Genomic DNA, 1,147 nt, shown 5'->3' on the forward strand with positions numbered 1-1,147 from the left:
AAGCAAAGCCGCGGCCACCCGGTCGCGTGACGCTGATTCCCTTCAGCGACCTGGCCCGCGCGGCGTACTGTCCCCGACAGCTGTACTACGTCCGGCGGGACGACGAGCGGAGCGTCCCGGCGACGGCGCGCGAGCGCATCGATCTGGCGTTCCGGTACGACGAGTTGGTCGACGCGCCGGACCGAGCGTTGCGACGGCTACCCCTTCACCGGTCGCCGGCCGCGTACCGGCGGAACCTGGCCCGACTGCGCGAGCGCGAGGAGTACGACGCGCTGGTCGACCCCGCGAGCGAGCGCGGGTTCCTCTCGGGGAAGGACTGCCACGGCACCGTTCACAAGGTGCTGGAGCCGGGCCCGGAGACGGGGGACTCGGACGACGCGGCGCCCACCCCGCCGCCGGTTCCGACGCTCGTGTCCTCGGGCGAGCCGCCGGAGAACGGCGTGTGGGAGCCGCAGGCGGTCCGCGCGGTCGGGATCGCGAAGGCGCTGGCGTGGGAGCGCGAGCGGGAGATCGAGCGCGCGCTGGTCGAGTACCCCGCGGTCGGCGTCGTGCGCGAGGTCCGACTGACGCTCCGGAAGAAGGCGGCGTACCGCGAGGCGCTCCGCGCGGCGCGGTCGATCGACGGCCCGCCGCCGCGGGGCGACGACGGCCGCTGTGACGCCTGCGACTACGCGGGCGAGTGCGGGACGGGCCGGCGGAGCCTCCGGTCGCTGCTGGGGTGAGGCCGCGCGGGGAGGCCGTCACCGGGCGCCGGGGACCGTCTTCACGGCGAAAACGACGCGCCGCATTCGGTACAGGTGAACCGGAACCGGCCCCCGTCGGTGAGTTCGGTGTCGTGGACGCGCTCGCCGCCGCAGTCGCGACACTCGATCAGCGACCGGATCTGGTCCCAGTCGTGTTGCGCGCCCGGCGCGCCGATCGCCCACGCGACGACTTCCTCGTCGGCGTCCTCGGGCACGAACCCGGACTGGAACTCGTCGGGCGCGAATCGGATCGCCTCGTCGGGACCGACGTCAACGCGCTCGCGGTCGCGCCCGACCTCGAACGTGGCGGTGCCGGAGCGCACGTAGAATATCTCCTCCTGGTCGCCGTGGGTGTGGAGGCCGCCCGAGAACGCGTCGCCGGGCGCGAGTTCGAAGTAGTTCAT

At 73.5% G+C, this 1,147-nt stretch carries 2 protein-coding genes; one reads left to right on the plus strand and one right to left on the minus strand.

Annotated elements, in window-relative coordinates; all coding sequences use genetic code 11:
• Positions 1–26: 26 nt before the first annotated feature.
• Positions 27–722 carry a hypothetical protein gene (locus U4E84_RS18100; RefSeq protein WP_322533458.1) on the plus strand — a complete coding sequence of 232 codons (696 nt, stop codon included), beginning with the start codon at positions 27–29 and terminating at the stop codon, positions 720–722.
• A gap of 41 nt (positions 723–763) precedes the next feature.
• Here the strand turns inward: U4E84_RS18100 and U4E84_RS18105 are convergent.
• The coding region (locus tag U4E84_RS18105; protein ID WP_322533457.1) for a cupin domain-containing protein at positions 764–1,147 on the minus strand (384 nt) is incomplete at its 5' end.

Source organism: Halorubrum sp. AD140 (genome assembly GCF_034497445.1).
GTDB lineage: Archaea > Halobacteriota > Halobacteria > Halobacteriales > Haloferacaceae > Halorubrum.